Source organism: Stenotrophomonas chelatiphaga (assembly GCF_001431535.1).
Classification (GTDB): Bacteria; Pseudomonadota; Gammaproteobacteria; order Xanthomonadales; family Xanthomonadaceae; genus Stenotrophomonas; species Stenotrophomonas chelatiphaga.
Genome location: NZ_LDJK01000022.1, coordinates 22285 through 37678 on the forward strand (window position 1 = coordinate 22285; position 15394 = coordinate 37678).

Sequence of the window (15394 nt, forward strand, 5' to 3'; positions counted from 1 at the left end):
TCCGTCATGCCTAAATTTTTCATCGAACACCCGGTCTTTGCCTGGGTGGTAGCGATCCTGATCTCGCTCAGCGGCGTGATCGCGATCCTCAACCTGGGTGTGGAGTCCTACCCCAGCATCGCCCCGCCACAGGTCACCGTGTCGGCCACCTACCCGGGCGCAAGCGCGGACACCACGGAAAAGTCGGTCACCCAGGTGATCGAGCAGCAGCTGACCGGCATCGATCACCTGCTGTACTTCAGCTCCTCGTCCTCGTCCAACGGCCGCGCCACGGTCACCCTGACCTTCGAAACCGGCACCGATGCGGATATCGCCCAGGTGCAGGTACAGAACAAGGTCTCGCTGGCGACCCCGCGCCTGCCCAGTGAAGTCACCCAGCAGGGCGTGGTGGTGGCCAAGGCCAACGCCGGCTTCCTGATGGTGGTGGCGCTGCGCTCGGATTCGGGCAGTATCAGCCGTGATGCGCTGAACGACATCGTCGCCTCGCGCGTGCTGGACCAGGTCTCGCGTATTCCCGGCGTCGGCAGCACCCAGCAGTTCGGTGGCGAGTACGCCATGAACATCTGGCTCAACCCCGAGCGCATGCAGGGCTACGGCCTCTCCGCCAGCCAGGTGCTGGCGGCGGTGCGCGAGCAGAACGTGCAGTTCGCCGCCGGTTCGCTGGGTTCGGACCCGGCCCCGGTCGGCCAGCACTTCACCGCCACGGTATCGGCCGAAGGCCGCTTCAGCACCCCGGAAGAGTTCGAGAACATCATCCTGCGCGCCAACCCGGATGGTTCGCGCGTGCTGCTGAAGGACATCGCCCGGATCGGCTTCGGCGCCGGCAACTACGGCTTTGATACCCAGTACAACGGCAAGCCGACCGGTGCCTTCGCGATCCAGCTGCTGCCCGGCGCGAATGCGCTGAACGTGGCCGAAGCCGTGCGCGCGAAGATGGACGAGCTGCAGCCGAGCTTCCCGGCCGGTGTCAGCTGGTTCTCGCCGTATGACAGCACCACCTTCGTCAAGATCTCCATCGAAGAGGTCATCAAGACGCTGATCGAAGCCATCATCCTGGTCTTCCTGGTGATGCTGATCTTCCTGCAGAACTTCCGTGCCACCCTGATCCCGACGCTGGTGATCCCGGTCGCGCTGCTGGGTACGTTCCTGGGCATGTGGATGATCGGCTTCACGATCAACCAGCTGACCCTGTTCGCGCTGGTGCTGGCGATCGGCATCGTGGTCGATGACGCGATCGTGGTGATCGAGAACGTCGAGCGCATCATGACCGACGAAGGGATGGCGCCGAAACAGGCCACCCAGAAAGCAATGACCCAGATCACCGGCGCGGTGGTGGCCATCACCGTGGTGCTGGCGGCGGTGTTCATCCCGTCCGCGCTGCAGGGCGGTGCGGCCGGCGAGATCTACAAGCAGTTCGCGCTGACCATCGCCATTTCGATGGCATTCTCAGCGTTCCTGGCGCTGGGCTTCACCCCGGCACTGTGCGCGACCTTCCTGAAGCCGACGCACAACGACAAGCCGAACATCGTCTACCGCACCTTCAACAAGTACTACGACAAGATCAGCGGCACCTACGTGGGCCACATCACCTCGGCGGTGAAGCATGCCCCGCGCTGGATGATCCTGTTCGTGGTGCTCGGTGCGCTGTGTGCGTTCCTGTTCACGCGCATGCCGGGCAGCTTCCTGCCCGAAGAAGACCAGGGCTACGCACTGGCCATCGTGCAGCTGCCGCCGGGTTCGACCAAGACCCAGACCAACGAAGTGTTCGCGCAGATGCGTGGCATCCTGGAAAAGCAGGAAGGCTTCGAAGGCCTGCTGCAGATCGCAGGTTTCAGCTTCGTGGGTTCCGGCGAAAACGTGGGCATGGGCTTCATCCGGCTCAAGCCCTGGGCCGACCGTGAGGTGACCGTACCCGAGCTGATCGGCAACATGAACGGCGCGTTCTATGGCATCAAGGAAGCGCAGATCTTCGTGGTCAACCTGCCTACCGTGCAGGGCCTTGGCCAGTTCGGCGGCTTCGACATGTGGCTGCAGGACCGTACCGGCGCCGGCTTCGAACAGCTCACCAACGCCCGCAACACCCTGCTGGGTGCAGCGGCGCAGAAGAGTGACCTGCTGACCGGCGTGCGCCCCAACGGACTGGAAAATGCCCCGCAGCTGGCCCTGCACGTGGACCGCGTGCAGGCGCAGGCGATGGGCATGTCGGTGTCGGACGTGTACAGCACCATCCAGCTGATGCTGGCCCCGGTGTACGTCAACGACTTCTTCAGCGAGGGCCGCATCAAGCGCGTGACCATGCAGGCCGATGCGCCGTACCGCACCGGCGAAGCATCGCTGAAGAGCTTCTACAGCCCGTCCACGCTGGATACCAATGCCGACGGCACCAACACGATGATCCCGCTGAGCACCGTGGTGCGCTCGGAATGGGTGTCGGCGCCGCCGTCGCTGAGCCGCTACAACGGCTATTCGGCGGTGAACATCGTCGGCTCGCAGGCACCGGGACGCAGCTCCGGCGAAGCGATGACCGCGATGGAAGACATCGTGCGCGACGAACTGCCGGCTGGCTTCGGCTACGACTGGTCCGGCATGTCCTACCAGGAAATCCTGGCAGGCAACGCGGCCACGCTGCTGCTGGTGCTGTCCATCGTGGTGGTGTTCCTGTGCCTTGCCGCGCTGTATGAAAGCTGGTCGATCCCGGTCGCCGTGCTGCTGGTGGTGCCGCTGGGCGTGCTGGGTGCGCTGGTGTTCTCGATGGCCCGCGGACTGCCCAACGATCTGTTCTTCAAGATCGGCCTGATCACGGTGATCGGCCTTGCGGCGAAGAACGCGATCCTGATCGTGGAGTTCGCGGTGGAACAGCGTGCGGCCGGCAAGACCCTGCGCGATGCCACCATCGAAGCGGCGCGCCTGCGCTTCCGCCCGATCCTGATGACCTCCTTCGCCTTCATCATGGGCGTCATCCCGATGGCCATCTCCACCGGTGCCGGCGCCAATTCCCGCCACGCCATCGGTACCGGCGTGATCGGCGGCATGGTGTTCGCCACCTTCCTCGGCCTGCTGATGATCCCGGTGTTCTTCATCGTGGTCCGCCGCATGCTGGGCGACAAGCTGGACGAACCCTCCAAGGAGTTCGTGGAGCGCCAGCACGAAGCCGGTGGCGCCCACCGCCCCGATCGCTGAGCGAGGTAGTGACGGCCGCTGGCCGTCACGCTCCCGATAAAAAAGGCCCCGGAGCGATCCGGGGCCTTTTTTTCATTCTCACCCAGCTTTCAGCGTGCCGCGGCAATCACCGCACACACCACCACGATGGCCAACGAGGGCCACTGCATCGGCAGGTAGAAGAAGTGATGCCGCGCCAGCTCGCCCTCCGGACGTGGTCCGCGATTGAGCACGAAACCCAGCACCGTGTTGATGGCCGCACCGATGCCACAGCCCAGCAGGAACTGCGGCAGCGTGATGTTGCCCTTGGCGACGGACGGATCGGGGTACAGCCAGAGCAACAACAGCACTGTGATGATCGGTGTCAGCAGGGTGAAAAAACCAGCACCACGGTAGATGACCATGCCCGTACCTGTTTTGAGAGGACGGGCATTCTAGGTGATCGTGCGGGCGGAGCGGGTCGCGCACCCGCCCCCACGTTTACGCCGAAGCGTCAGCGCAGCCCGGTTTCGTTGCGGGCGATCACCAGGCGCTGGATCTCCGAGGTGCCTTCGTAGATCTCGGTGATCTTGGCGTCACGGAAGTAGCGCTCCAGCGGCATTTCCTTCGAATACCCCATGCCGCCGTGGATCTGCACGGCCTGGTGGGTGATCCACATCGCCGCTTCGGACGCGGTGAGCTTGGCGATCGCCGCCTCGTTGCTGAAGCGCTTGCCCTCGCCCTTCACCCACGCCGCGCGCAGGGTCAGCAGCAGGGCGGCATCCAGCTTGCACTTCATGTCGGCGATCTTGGCCTGGGTCATCTGGAAGGTGCCGATGGCCGCGCCGAACGCCTTGCGCTCTTTCACGTACTCAAGGGTGGCCTCGTACGCCGCACGGGCAATGCCGATGGCCTGCGAGGCGATGCCGATGCGGCCGGCGTCGAGCACGCCCATCGCGATCTTGAAGCCTTCGCCTTCCTGGCCCAGCAGGTCTTCAGCCTGCGCCACGTAATCGTTGAACTCGATCTCGCAGGTCGCCGATGCGCGGATGCCGAGCTTGGGCTCGGTCTTGCCGCGACCAAAACCGGCGTTGTCGGTGTCGATCAGGAACGCGCTGATGCCACGCGCGCCCTTGTCCGCATCGGTCATCGCGAACAGCACGATGTACTTGGCCACCGGGCCGGACGTGATCCAGCTCTTCTTGCCGTTGATCACGTAGCTGCCGTCGGCCTGCTTGACCGCGCGGCAGCGCATGGCCGTGGCATCCGAGCCGGACTGCGGCTCGGTCAGCGCGAAGGCGCCGATGGCGGTCCCTTCGGCGATGGCGCGCACGTACTTCTGCTTCTGGGCCTCGTTGCCGTGGGTCAGGATGCCGTTGCAGAACAGCGAATTGTTGACCGACATGATGGTGGAATGGGCGGCGTCACCGGCGGCGACTTCCACCATCGCCAGCACGTAGGCGATCGGGTCCATGCCCGCGCCACCGTACTCGGCCGGCACTTCGATGCCCATCAGCCCGTTCTCGCCGAGCAGCTGGATGTTGGCCAGCGGGAACTCGCCGGTGCGGTCATGGTGCTCGGCGCTGGGCGCGATCTTTTCCTGCGCGATGCGGCGCGCAACGTCCTGCAGCATCAACTGCTCTTCGGTAAAGCTGAAATCCACAACGACCCCTCCCGGGTAATGAATCCCCAATTGTACTGGGGGGCAGCGGGTCCCGGCTGACTGGGGCACTGAACCCGTGCCCGGCGGATTGCCTGTGCCCACGCGCCGCTGCGCTCGCCGACCATGGGTCGGCGCTACCGACCGGCCGCCCGTGGTAGCGCCGAGCCGTGCTCGGCGGATTGCCGGCGCCCACGTACCGCTGCGCTCGCCGACCATGGGTCGGCGCTACCGTTCGGCCGCCCGTGGTAGCGCCGAGCCGTGCTCGGCGGATTGCCGGCGCCCACGCGCCGCTGCGCTCGCCGACCATGGGTCGGCGCTACCGTTCGGCCGCCCGTGGTAGCGCCGAGCCGTGCTCGGCGGATTGCCTGTGCCCACGAACCATTGCGCTCGCCGACCAAGGGTCGGCGCTACCGACCGGCCGCCCGGGTAGCGCCGAGCCGTGCTCAGCGGATTGCCGGCGCCCACGTACCGCTGCGCTCGCCGACCATGGGTCGGCCCCACCGACCGGCCGCCCAGGTAGCGCCGAGCCGTGCTCGGCGGATTGCCGGCGCCCACGCGCCGCTGCGCTCGCCGACCATGGGTCGGCGCTACCGTATCGTGTGCGTCAGGGGTCCGAAGGCCAGCGGCACCAGGCAAAGGGATAGACACCCAACTGATCGACAAGCCCCGCTCTTACGGGGTTGGCTGCGATGTAGCGCGCCTGCCTGAGCAGCGATTCGTCTGACCTCAGCGCGTGCTCGAAGTAGCTGGGCTGCCATAGCCGTAAGGCGGATCCCGCCGCTTGACCGATCAGCCGGCTGCTCCGTGATTTGAACCGTTGCATGCAGGCGCCCAGCGTGCCTTGGCGCAGTTGCAGCAGCCAGTGCACGTGGTCAGGCATGACGACCCAGGCGAAGGAATGGCTGATGCGGGCGCGTTCGATGTCGCGAAGGCAGTCAATCACGATACGGGCACTGTCGGCAGTCTCGAATACCGGGAGGCGTCCGCGGGTCACCGTGGTCAGGACGTAGATGCCGCCCGGGCGGGAGAAGCGGCCGCGCTGGAGATGGCGACTGGACATGCAGCCAGAGTCGGGCGATCGGGCCGGGACAAGGATCGGCAGAACCGCGATTGACGTGTGGGAAAGCCGCGCTGGTAGCGCCGAGGCGTGCCCGGCGAACTGCCTGTGCCCACGCGCCGCTGCGCACGCCGACCATGGGTCGGCGCTACCGTTCGGCGTTGCTTGACCGTTCACGCCGCGGAGGCGAAAATATCTCTCTATCGCGATAGGTGGATATTTATGGATCTCGAGGATTGGTCGACCCGGCTGAAAGTGTTCGCCGACGCCACCCGGGTGCGCCTGTTGGCGCTGCTGGAGCAGGAAGAACTGACCGTGGCCGAGCTGTCGGCGATCACCCGGCTGGCCCAGCCGCGGGTATCGACGCATCTGGCGCGCCTGAAAGAAGCCGGGCTGGTGCGCGACCGCCGCGCGGGCGTGTCTGCGTATTACCGCTTCGACGACGCCCAGCTGGACCCGGCACAGCGCGCATTGTGGCATGCCTTGAGCACCGGCAGCGACGACCCGCTGCTGCGCCAGGATGCCGAACGCGTGGCCTCGGTGCTGGCCAGCCGTGCCGCCGACCAGAACTGGGCCGACAGCGTGGCCGGTGACATGGAACGCCATTACTCCCCGGGCCGCACCTGGGAAGCCTTGGCGCGCACCGCCCTGCCCCTGCTGGAAACCGGCGACGTGCTGGATATCGCCTCCGGCGATGGCGTGCTCGCCGAACTGGTGGCCCCGCATGCCAGCCGCTATGTCTGCATCGACACCAGCGCGCGCGTGGTTGCCGCCGCCAGCGAACGCCTGCGCCGCCTGCCCAACGTGGAAGTGCGCGAAGGCGACATGCATGCCCTCCCCTTCAAGGATCGCAGCTTCGACCTGGTCGTGCTGATGCATGCCCTCACCTACGCCGCCAAGCCGGCCCAGGCGGTCACCGAAGCGGCGCGCGTGCTGCGCCCGGGCGGCCGCCTGCTGCTGTGCAGCCTGGCCCGCCATGAGCACAAGGCGGCGGTGGATGCCTACGGCCACGTCAACCTCGGCTTCAGTGACAAGGAGCTGCGCAAGTTCGTCGACAAGGCCGGGCTGCAGGTGTCGAGCCTGGAAACGGTGACGCGCGAAAAGCGCCCGCCACATTTCGAAGTCATTTCGCTGATCGCCAACAAACCCTGAGGTCGCCGTGCCCGCCCTGCCCTGGTTGCATCCCGAACGTGCCACTGCCCTGCTGAGCGCCCTGCGCGAACGCATCCTGATCATCGACGGTGCGATGGGCACGATGATCCAGCGCCATGGGCTGCAGGAAGACGACTACCGCGGCGAGCGCTTCATCGGCGGCGTGGATACCCGTGCCGCCGGCCACGTGCATGGCGCCGGCTGCGACCACGGCCCGGTGCAGGAGCAGGACCTGAAAGGCAACAATGACCTGCTGCTGCTGACCCGGCCGGAGATCATCGCCGGCATCCATACCGAATACCTGCAGGCCGGCGCGGACCTGGTGGAGACCAATACCTTCAACGCCACTTCGGTCAGCCAGGCCGACTACCACCTCGAGCACCTGGTGTACGAACTGAACAAGGCCGGCGCCGCCGTGGCGCGAGCCTGCTGCGATGCGATGGAAGCGACCACGCCGGACAAGCCGCGCTTCGTCATCGGGGTGCTCGGGCCGACCAGCCGTACCGCCTCGATCAGCCCGGACGTCAACGATCCCGGCTTCCGCAACACCAGCTTCGACGAACTGCGCGGCACCTACCGCGAGGCGATCGATGGCCTGATCGATGGGGGCGCCGATACGCTGATGGTGGAAACCATCTTCGACACCCTCAACGCCAAGGCGGCTTTGTTCGCGGTGGAAGAAGCCTTCGATGCGCGCGGCGCGCGCCTGCCGGTGATGATCTCCGGCACCATCACCGATGCGTCCGGACGCACCCTGTCGGGGCAGACCGCCGAAGCCTTCCATGCCTCGCTGGCGCACGCCCGACCGCTGTCGATCGGGCTCAACTGTGCGCTCGGCGCCGATGCGATGCGCCCGCACGTGGAGACGCTTTCCCAGGTGGCGGGCTGTTATGTCAGCGCCCATCCCAACGCCGGCCTGCCCAATGCGTTCGGCGAGTACGACGAAACCCCCGAGGAAATGGCCGCCACCCTGCACGGCTTCGCCACCGACGGCCTGCTGAACTTGGTCGGCGGCTGCTGCGGCAGCACCCCGGCGCATATCCGCGCCATCGCAGAGGCCGTCGCCGGACTGCCGCCGCGTGCGCTGCCCGGTGACCGGGAGCAGGCCGCATGAGCACCGCCCCGCACACCCGCCTGTCCGGACTGGAACCGCTGGTCATCACCCCGGACCTGCTGTTCATCAACATCGGCGAGCGCACCAACGTCACCGGCAGCGCGCAGTTCCGCAAACTGGTCAAGGAAGAACGCTACGAGGAAGCGGTCGACGTGGCGCGCCAGCAGGTGGCCAGCGGCGCGCAGATCCTCGACGTCAACATGGACGAAGGCCTGATCGATTCGGAAGCGGCGATGACGCGCTACCTCAACCTGATCATGTCCGAGCCGGATATCGCGCGCATCCCGGTGATGGTCGATTCCTCCAAGTGGAGCGTGATCGAAGCCGGGCTGAAATGCCTGCAGGGCAAGAGCGTGGTCAATTCGATCTCGCTGAAGGAAGGCGAAGACCTGTTCCGCGAGCATGCGCGAAAGGTGCTGCGCTACGGCGCCGCCGCGGTGGTGATGGCCTTTGACGAAGCCGGCCAGGCCGACACCTGCGCACGCAAGGTCGAGATCTGCACGCGGGCGTACCGCATCCTGGTGGACGAAATCGGCTTCCCGCCGCAGGACATCATCTTCGATCCGAACATCTTCGCCGTGGCCACCGGCATCGAAGAGCACGACAACTACGCGGTGGACTTCATCGAGGCCACCCGCATCATCAAGCGCACGCTGCCGCACTGCCATGTGTCCGGCGGCGTGTCCAACGTGTCCTTCTCCTTCCGCGGCAACGAGACGGTGCGCCAGGCGATCCACTCGGTGTTCCTTTACCACGCCATCGCCGCGGGCATGGACATGGGCATCGTCAATGCCGGCGCGATGCCGATCTACGACGACCTGGACGCGGAGCTGCGCGAACGCGTGGAGGACGTGATCCTCAACCGCCGGGCCGATGGCACCGAGCGCCTGCTGGAGATCGCCGAACGCTACAAAGGCAGCAAGGGCGCGGCGCGGGTCGAAGACCTGGCATGGCGTGAAAAGCCAGTCACCGACCGCCTGGCCCACGCGCTGGTGCACGGCCTGGATGCCTGGGTCGAACAGGACACAGAAGAAGCGCGGCAAGCCTCCACGCGCCCGCTGGATGTCATCGAAGGTCCGCTGATGAACGGCATGAACGTGGTCGGCGACCTGTTCGGTGCCGGCAAGATGTTCCTGCCACAGGTGGTCAAGTCGGCGCGGGTGATGAAGAAGGCGGTGGCCTACCTGCTGCCTTACATCGAAGCGGAAAAACTGCGCAGCGGCGATACGGCGCGCAGCAACGGCAAGATCATCATGGCTACGGTCAAGGGCGATGTGCACGACATCGGCAAGAACATCGTCGGCGTGGTGCTGGCCTGCAACAACTTCGAGGTGATCGACCTGGGCGTCATGGTCCCGGCGCAGAAGATCCTGGACGCCGCACGCGCCGAGAACGCCGACATCATCGGCCTGTCCGGCCTGATCACCCCATCGCTGGAAGAGATGAGCCACGTGGCCCGCGAGATGCAGCGCCAGGGCTTCGAGCTGCCGCTGATGATCGGCGGCGCCACCACCTCGCGCGCGCATACCGCGTTGAAGATCGACCCGCATTACAAGGCGCCCACGGTGTGGGTGAAAGACGCGTCGCGCGCCGTAGGTGTGGCCCAGTCCCTGATCTCGCATGACCTGCGCGCCGCGTTCGTGGCGGCCAACGAAGCCGACTACGCCGACATCCGCCTGCGCCACCGCAACCGCGGCGATGCCAAGCGCCTGGTCAGCCTGGCCCATGCACGCGGCCAGCGTTTCGACGGCGGCTGGGCAGACTACGTGCCACCGGCACCGAACCAGCCCGGACTGCATGTGTTCGATGACTATCCACTGGCCGAGCTGGTGGACTACATCGACTGGACGCCGTTCTTCCAGGCCTGGGAGCTGGCCGGCAAGTACCCGGCGATCCTTACCGACGAGATCGTCGGCAGCCAGGCCAGCGAGCTGTATCGCGATGCCCGGCAGATGCTCGACCGCATCGTCAAGGAGCGGTGGCTGCAGGCACGCGCGGTGTTCGGCCTGTGGCCCGCCAACAGCGTGGGCGATGACGTGCGCGTACAGCACCCCGACGGTGAGGCCACGCTGCACTTCCTGCGCCAGCAGGTCGACAAACCGGCCGAGCGTCCAGACTTCTGCCTGGCCGACTTCATCGCCCCCGCCGACAGTGGCCGCCAGGACTGGATCGGCGCGTTCGCGGTGACCGCCGGTATCGGCATCGATGCGCACGTGGCGCGTTTCGAAGCCGCCCATGATGACTACAACGCGATCCTGCTCAAGGCACTTGCCGACCGCTTCGCCGAAGCCCTGGCCGAGCGCCTGCACCAGCGCGTGCGCAAGGAGTTCTGGGGCCATGCCAACGACGAGACCCTCGACAACGATGCGCTGATCGCCGAGAAATACAGCGGCATCCGGCCTGCTCCCGGCTACCCGGCCTGCCCGGAGCACAGCGAGAAGGACACCTTGTTCCGGTTGCTGGACGCGCAGGGCAACGCCGGCATGCAGTTGACCGAAAGCTTCGCCATGCTGCCCACTGCAGCGGTGTCGGGCTACTACTTCAGCCATCCGCAGAGCCAGTATTTCGTGGTCGGGCGGGTCAGCCGCGAGCAGGTCACCGACTACGCCAAGCGCAAGGGCGTGGACCGCGTGCAGGCAGAGCGCTGGCTGGCCTCCAACCTGGATTACGATCCGGAGTAACAGCCGGCCGCTGCTCTCGCCGACCGTGGGTCGGCGCTACCGGTATCGCGGTGAATGGTAGCGCCGAGCCGTCCTCGGCGGATGCCCTCCGCAAGCGGCCGCTGCGCTCGCCGACAACGGGTCGGCGCTACCGATATCGCGGCACGCGGGTTAGGCTCGGGGTAACCCCAACCTGGAACCGCCGATGCGACCCAACCGCCTGTGGGCCCTGCTGCTCACCGCCACTGCCCTGCCCGCCGCCGCCGCGCCGGTGCTGCTGGAAAACGCCCGCGTGTTTGATGGAACCCGCGATCTCGGCATCACCCCGGTACTGATCAACGGCACGCGCATCGTGCATGTCGGCAGCCCGCTGCCCGCCGATGCCAGCGCTGCACGCCGCATCGATTACCGCGGCAAGACCCTACTTCCCGGGCTGGTCAGCGACCACGCGCACGTCGGCAACACCGAGGGCCTGCAGCACGGTGACCGCTTCTACACACGCGACAACGTGGTGCGCGACCTGCGCCAGTTCCAGCGCTATGGCGTCACCACGGTCACTGCGCTGGGCATGAACGGCCATGACTTCTTCCCCATCCGCAAAGAGGTCAATGCAGACCCGCGGCTGGGCGCGCAGCTGTACGGTGCCGGCGGCGGCATCGGTGCGGTGGACGGCGCACCGCCCGCCGCGGCGATGGGGCTGCAACGCGACGCCGTGGCCCGTCCGCGCAACGCCGAGGAAGCACGCGCCGCGGTGGCCAGCCAGCAGGCCGATGGCGTGGACCTGATCAAGCTGTGGGTGGACAACCTGGGCGGCAAGGTACCGATGATGGCGCCGGAGATCTTCCGCGCCGCGATCAGCGAGGCGCACGCGCGCGGGCTGAAGGTGGCTGCCCACATTCATGACCTGGACCAGGCCAAGGCGCTGGTCGATGCGAAGGTGGACATCATCGCCCATGGCATCCGCGACCGTGCGGTCGACCCGATGCTGGTGCGGAAGATGCGCGAACAGGGCACCGGCTATATCGCCACGGTGAACATCGACGAAGCCAATTACTGGTATGCGGAAAATCCGCAGGCGCTGCAGACCCCGTTCCTGCGCGCCGCGTTGCCGGTGGCGGTACGCGAGCGTTGGCAGCAGCCCGAGTGGCAGAGCGAACAGCTGGCGGGTGCCAACATCCCCGGCGCGCGCAAAGCCGTTGCGATGAACCTTGAAAACCTGCGCCGCCTGCATGCCGGCGGCGTGAAGCTGGGCTTCGGCACCGATGCCGGCGCGATGCCGCAGCGGGTGATCGGCTTTGCCGAGCACCGCGAACTGAAGCTGCTGACCGAGGCCGGCTTGACCCCGGCGCGTGCGCTGCAGGTCGCCACCGCCGATGCGGCCGACCTGCTGGGGCTGGCCGATCGCGGGCGGATCGCCCCCGGCAAGCGCGCCGACCTGCTGGTACTGGATGCCGACCCGCTGGCCGACATCCAGAACAGCCAAAGCATCCACGCCGTGTGGCAGGCAGGCCAGGAAGTCGGCGGCCCGATCACCGAATAAGCCAACGGCACCCAATGCCACGGTAGCGCCGAGCCATGCTCGGCGCGCAAAACGGACAGAACGCTAGCGCCGCTTACCAGACCAGGTCGTCGGGCACCTGGTACTGCGGATCGGCGTACGGATCCTCCTCGGCCGGTGCGTTCGGGTCCACCTTCAGCGCCACGGCCTGGGCGAAGATCGCCTCGGCCTGGGCCAGCATCTCCGCGGTCACCAGCATGTAGCGGCCGGCCACCTGCACCACGCCCAGCTCGCCGGCATTGAGTGCCTTCAGCTGGCCAGCGGTGACGTAGATCCGCTTGATCTTGCCGCCGTACGGGAAGTGCCGCGCGATGTCGGCCTCTTCCACGTTCAACGACGCATCCTTGAGCAGCACTTCCAGCTTCGCCTTCGCCTCGCGGCGCACGCGTGCGTCTTCCTGCTTCTGGCGCTCGGCCTCGATGCGCTCTTCCTTTTCGCGTTGCGCACGGATGGCATAGGCCTTGGCCAGGTCCATCTCTTCCTGCGAGCGTGGCTTGCGTGCACCCTGCGGGCGCGTCCCCGGACGGTTGCCGGGGTTGCCGGGATTGCCCGGGCGGGACGACGCAGGACGGTTATCGCCCGGCTTGCCCTGGTGGGGGCGGGCACCGGCCTGCCCCGGCTTTCCGCCACCCGGTCGCCCATCACGGCGCGCCTCCGGCTTGCGGTCCGGCTTTCGGTCGTTGCTGCGTTCAGGCTTCGGCGCGGGCTTGAAGCCCAGGCCCATCAGCTGGTCGCGGAGGGTATCGCTCATAAGGACAGATCAGTAGTGCGGCGGTGGCGGCTCATCCACCGGATCAGAGGAATACAGCGCGTTGCGGACCTTGCCCAGGTCCTCCAGCAATACCCGCATCAGGCCCTCGTTGCGTGAGCCCTCGATGCGTGCATCGGCCAGCGCTTCGCTCAGCTCGGCCAACGCCTGCTCCTGGAAGGAGACACGCATTTCCAGCTCGACCAGGCGCGCTTCCAGCGCCTGCTCGCGTTCGCTCGATGTAATTTCAGACATGCGTTGATCGTCCCCGGCCAATGACATGGATCGCCAGTCCCGCCGGTGTCCCGGCGGGTATGGCAGGGCGCGTGCGTGCCTTACGGCTGCACGGAAATGAGTTCGACGTCGAAGGTCAGCGTGGCGTTCGGGCCGATCGGGCCACCCTGGGTGCCGTTCTCGCCATAGGCCAGTTCGCCCGGAATCCAGAAGCGGTACTTCGAGCCCACCGGCATCAGCGACACGCCTTCGGTCCAGCCCTTGATCACCTGGTCCAGGCCGAACTCGACCGGCTGGCCGCGCTGGTAGCTGCTGTCGAAGACGGTGCCGTCCAGCAGCTTGCCTTCGTAGTTCACCTTGACCTTGCTGCTCGGCAGCGGACGCTCGCCACTGCCCGGGCGGATGACCTGGTACTGCAGGCCCGACGCGGTGGTGACCACGCCCGGCACGGTCTTGTTCTTGGCCAGGAACGCATTGCCTTCCTGACGGTTGGTCTGGCCCAGCTGCGCGGCCTTGGCCTGCATTTCAGCCTGCTTGGTGGCCATGAAGGACTGCAGGATCGCCGCGCCCTCTTCCTGGCTCAGCTTCGGCTGGCCACCATCGAAGGCGGTCTTGACCGCGTCGAACAGGGCGTCCAGCTCGATGTCACCCTTCAGCTCGGCCAGCGACGGGCCCACCATGTAGCTGCCCAGCATCAGGCCTACCTGGCGGTTGTCGACCTTCGGCGGCGCCGAACCCGGCGCCTGGCCCGGAACCTGCTGGCCATTGGCGATCGCCATGGAGGTACGCAGGGCCGTGTCGGTCTTCTGCGCATCGGCCTGGGTGATCAGCGGCTGCTTGCCGTCGAAGGTGGCCTGCACGGCTTCGCGCATGGCGGCCAGGTCGATGTGCGACTTGATCGCTTCGAGCGAACGGGCGACGTCGCCGCCGATGGCATAGCCGAGCTTCTGCTTGGAATTCAAATTACTGGTCTCCTTGGCTGCTGCCGGGGCGGCAGCAGGTTGCTGCGACAGCGCCACGCCGGTGGTGCCCATCGCCAGAATCAGAACCGACGCCGCAGCGCCACGCATTCCCATCTTCATGTGTTGCATTCCTGGAAGTGAAAAAACGCCGACGTCGGCGCGAAAACACGCATTGTCGCATGCGCGTCCGATATGTCGAGGCGCACGTGCGTCGTTCAATGAACCGCAGGGGCCGCCAACGCACGTTCGATCGCCGCGACCAGTTCCTTGTCATCCGGCTTGACCCGGCTCGGGAACTGGGCGATGACCGCGCCGTCGCGTCCGATCAGGTACTTGTGGAAGTTCCAGCCCGGGGCCACGCCGGTGGCGGCGGTCAGGCCCTTGTACAGCGGGGTCGCCTGGTCGCCCACGACGTGGACCTTTTCGAACATCGGGAACTTGACCCCGTAGGTCAGGGTGCAGAACTCCTGGATGTCCTTCTCATCGCCCGGCTCCTGCCCCTTGAAGTCATTGGAGGGGAAGCCCAGCACGCTCAGGCCGCGCGCGGAATACGACTTCTGCAGCGCCTCGAGGCCTTCGTACTGCGGGGTAAAGCCGCACTTGCTGGCGGTGTTGACCACCAGCAGCACGCGCCCGTGGTAGCGCTGGCCCAGATTGACCGCCTCCTTGCCCGCCAGCGGCCGGTAGGCCACGTCGAGCAGGCCGGCGGCCGAGGCCATCATCGGCAGGGCCAGGCTTGCGGCCACCAGCAGCGAACCCAGCACGCGGGGCAGGACCGGCACGCCGCGGCGCGGCAGGGAATCAGAACGCAGCATGGGAGATGTTCCTGGCAGGAGTGAAGGGCCGGACGCGGGGTCCGTATTTCGCCGCGAACTATACCACCGGGCCTTGGTGCGGCTTTTGTCGGCGATCGCGCAGCGCGCTGCGCTTACCTTCGGCCGGGGTGGGTCGAACGGGTGGAACCCCCTCGCGGGTGGCCGGAGTGCGACACCCCGGGTTGGCGCCGGGCGGTGGGGCTGGTCGGGGGACGGCAAGAGCCGCTCCTGCGGGCCTCGTTTCGCGCCATCCATGGCGCTCTACGCCCCCGCCCAGCCCCACCGCCCGGCCC

At 66.7% G+C, this 15394-nt stretch carries 12 protein-coding genes; 5 read left to right on the forward strand and 7 right to left on the reverse strand.

Annotation, left to right across the window (positions count from 1 at the left end):
* Positions 1 to 6 precede the first annotated feature (6 nt).
* Positions 7 to 3180 (forward strand): multidrug efflux RND transporter permease subunit, encoded by a 3174-nt coding sequence (locus ABB28_RS06915; protein ID WP_057507942.1) that lies wholly within the window; start codon positions 7 to 9, stop codon positions 3178 to 3180.
* A gap of 89 nt (positions 3181 to 3269) precedes the next feature.
* Here the strand turns inward: ABB28_RS06915 and ABB28_RS06920 are convergent, their stop codons facing one another.
* The 3 genes from ABB28_RS06920 to ABB28_RS06930 all read right to left on the reverse strand — a co-directional run bounded on the left by ABB28_RS06920 (position 3270) and on the right by ABB28_RS06930 (position 5861).
* Positions 3270 to 3563 carry a hypothetical protein gene (locus tag ABB28_RS06920; RefSeq protein ID WP_057507943.1) on the reverse strand — a complete coding sequence of 98 codons (294 nt, stop codon included), beginning with the start codon at positions 3561 to 3563 and terminating at the stop codon, positions 3270 to 3272.
* Between the two features lie 89 nt (positions 3564 to 3652).
* On the reverse strand, positions 3653 to 4831 hold the full coding sequence (locus ABB28_RS06925) for an acyl-CoA dehydrogenase family protein (protein WP_425479532.1): 1179 nt from the start codon (positions 4829 to 4831) through the stop codon (positions 3653 to 3655).
* A 574-nt stretch (positions 4832 to 5405) separates the two neighbouring features.
* Positions 5406 to 5861 (reverse strand): REP-associated tyrosine transposase, encoded by a 456-nt coding sequence (locus ABB28_RS06930; RefSeq protein WP_057507945.1) that lies wholly within the window; start codon positions 5859 to 5861, stop codon positions 5406 to 5408.
* A 219-nt stretch (positions 5862 to 6080) separates the two neighbouring features.
* Between ABB28_RS06930 and ABB28_RS06935 the strand changes: the two genes are divergently transcribed.
* The 4 genes from ABB28_RS06935 (at position 6081) to ABB28_RS06950 (ending at position 12324) form a co-directional block, all read left to right on the forward strand.
* Positions 6081 to 7010 (forward strand): ArsR/SmtB family transcription factor, encoded by a 930-nt coding sequence (locus ABB28_RS06935; RefSeq protein WP_057507946.1) that lies wholly within the window; start codon positions 6081 to 6083, stop codon positions 7008 to 7010.
* Between the two features lie 7 nt (positions 7011 to 7017).
* The gene (locus ABB28_RS06940) at positions 7018 to 8124 is read left to right on the forward strand and encodes a homocysteine S-methyltransferase family protein (RefSeq protein ID WP_057507947.1); all 1107 of its coding nucleotides are present in this window, start codon (positions 7018 to 7020) and stop codon (positions 8122 to 8124) included.
* Complete coding sequence (gene metH / locus ABB28_RS06945; protein ID WP_057507948.1) at positions 8121 to 10805, forward strand: methionine synthase; 2685 nt, start codon at positions 8121 to 8123, stop codon at positions 10803 to 10805. The genes ABB28_RS06940 and metH overlap by 4 nt, the downstream gene beginning before the upstream one ends.
* A 184-nt stretch (positions 10806 to 10989) precedes the next feature.
* Positions 10990 to 12324, forward strand: coding sequence for an amidohydrolase family protein (locus ABB28_RS06950; protein ID WP_057507949.1), 1335 nt, complete (start codon positions 10990 to 10992; stop codon positions 12322 to 12324).
* Positions 12325 to 12397: 73 nt separating this feature from the next.
* On the opposite strand, the gene ABB28_RS06955 is transcribed toward ABB28_RS06950, so the two are convergent.
* From ABB28_RS06955 to ABB28_RS06970, 4 genes are all read right to left on the reverse strand, one after another.
* Positions 12398 to 13093, reverse strand: coding sequence for a DUF2058 domain-containing protein (locus ABB28_RS06955; RefSeq protein WP_057507950.1), 696 nt, complete (start codon positions 13091 to 13093; stop codon positions 12398 to 12400).
* Between the two features lie 9 nt (positions 13094 to 13102).
* Positions 13103 to 13345 carry a SlyX family protein gene (locus tag ABB28_RS06960; RefSeq protein WP_057507951.1) on the reverse strand — a complete coding sequence of 81 codons (243 nt, stop codon included), beginning with the start codon at positions 13343 to 13345 and terminating at the stop codon, positions 13103 to 13105.
* A gap of 80 nt (positions 13346 to 13425) precedes the next feature.
* A complete protein-coding gene (locus ABB28_RS06965; protein ID WP_057507952.1) occupies positions 13426 to 14406 on the reverse strand; it encodes an FKBP-type peptidyl-prolyl cis-trans isomerase in 981 nt (326 codons plus the stop codon).
* Between the two features lie 95 nt (positions 14407 to 14501).
* Positions 14502 to 15101: a glutathione peroxidase gene (locus ABB28_RS06970; protein ID WP_057507953.1), complete on the reverse strand. Its 600-nt coding sequence runs from the start codon at positions 15099 to 15101 to the stop codon at positions 14502 to 14504.
* Positions 15102 to 15394: the final 293 nt, after the last annotated feature.

Bases quoted from the DNA above. Each gene is read 5' to 3' on its own strand.
- ABB28_RS06920 (WP_057507943.1), bottom strand. From the start codon at position 3,563: ATGGTCATCTACCGTGGTGCTGGTTTTTTCACCCTGCTGACACCGATC.
- metH (WP_057507948.1), top strand. From the start codon at position 8,121: ATGAGCACCGCCCCGCACACCCGCCTGTCCGGACTGGAACCGCTGGTC.
- ABB28_RS06970 (WP_057507953.1), bottom strand. From the start codon at position 15,101: ATGCTGCGTTCTGATTCCCTGCCGCGCCGCGGCGTGCCGGTCCTGCCC.
- ABB28_RS06950 (WP_057507949.1), top strand. From the start codon at position 10,990: ATGCGACCCAACCGCCTGTGGGCCCTGCTGCTCACCGCCACTGCCCTG.
- ABB28_RS06930 (WP_057507945.1), bottom strand. From the start codon at position 5,861: ATGTCCAGTCGCCATCTCCAGCGCGGCCGCTTCTCCCGCCCGGGCGGC.
- ABB28_RS06965 (WP_057507952.1), bottom strand. From the start codon at position 14,406: ATGAAGATGGGAATGCGTGGCGCTGCGGCGTCGGTTCTGATTCTGGCG.
- ABB28_RS06955 (WP_057507950.1), bottom strand. From the start codon at position 13,093: ATGAGCGATACCCTCCGCGACCAGCTGATGGGCCTGGGCTTCAAGCCC.
- ABB28_RS06935 (WP_057507946.1), top strand. From the start codon at position 6,081: ATGGATCTCGAGGATTGGTCGACCCGGCTGAAAGTGTTCGCCGACGCC.
- ABB28_RS06960 (WP_057507951.1), bottom strand. From the start codon at position 13,345: ATGTCTGAAATTACATCGAGCGAACGCGAGCAGGCGCTGGAAGCGCGC.
- ABB28_RS06915 (WP_057507942.1), top strand. From the start codon at position 7: ATGCCTAAATTTTTCATCGAACACCCGGTCTTTGCCTGGGTGGTAGCG.